This is a genomic window from Campylobacter sp. 7477a (assembly GCF_014892335.1).
Taxonomy (GTDB): domain Bacteria; phylum Campylobacterota; class Campylobacteria; order Campylobacterales; family Campylobacteraceae; genus Campylobacter_A; species Campylobacter_A californiensis.
Genome location: NZ_JADBJH010000035.1, coordinates 1 through 494, shown reverse-complemented (window position 1 = coordinate 494; position 494 = coordinate 1). Strand labels below are relative to the sequence as shown.

At 36.4% G+C, this 494-nt stretch carries 2 protein-coding genes; one reads left to right on the top strand and one right to left on the bottom strand.

Translation table 11 applies throughout. The features are described from left to right. Positions 1-50 precede the first annotated feature (50 nt). Positions 51-248, top strand: a complete 198-nt coding sequence (locus tag CCAL5182_RS09000; protein WP_336610842.1) for a hypothetical protein — start codon at positions 51-53, stop codon at positions 246-248. Here the strand turns inward: CCAL5182_RS09000 and CCAL5182_RS08995 are convergent. After that, on the bottom strand, positions 205-405 hold the full coding sequence (locus tag CCAL5182_RS08995) for a hypothetical protein (RefSeq protein WP_336610841.1): 201 nt from the start codon (positions 403-405) through the stop codon (positions 205-207). The genes CCAL5182_RS09000 and CCAL5182_RS08995 overlap by 44 nt on opposite strands. Positions 406-494 lie beyond the last annotated feature (89 nt).

The following is a 494-nucleotide window of genomic DNA, read 5'->3' as shown; positions in this document are numbered from 1 at the left end:
GAGTTCTTTTAAATTTCATTGTTAAACCAAAAAACTTTAAAGGAGCAGGTATGAGTAAAATAAGCGAGCTTAGAACAGAGCAGTCTAAACAAAGAGATGAGCTGATCGCTAAGATGTTCTTAGAAGAGGATGCCGAGGTCGTGCTTTGTAGAGAAAAAAGAGCGTTACAGGGGTATGATTTAACCCCTGTAATCATACTTTTATCTAACGAGCTTCGCAAACTTCGTCAATCATCTCAAGAGCGGTAATATAGCGATTTGTGAGATATTTCACGCTATCTTCGGGTAGCCCGTGAGATTTTAAGTTTGACTTGGAGGCTATACGTTTAGCCTCTTTAAAGCATCCAAGTTTCTCTAATATATTTAGAGCCAACTGCTCTTTGGCGTTTTGACTTAATTTTTCCATTTTAACGACTCCTTTGTGTGAAATTTGTTGGTAGCATAATTATATCAAAGGGGTCTTTAAAGTGGAAATTTGGTTTAACAATGAAATTT

What these genes read in the sequence shown, in the direction of transcription:
- CCAL5182_RS09000 (WP_336610842.1), top strand. Translation starts at nt 51, where the DNA reads ATGAGTAAAATAAGCGAGCTTAGAACAGAGCAGTCTAAACAAAGAGAT.
- CCAL5182_RS08995 (WP_336610841.1), bottom strand. Translation starts at nt 405, where the DNA reads ATGGAAAAATTAAGTCAAAACGCCAAAGAGCAGTTGGCTCTAAATATA.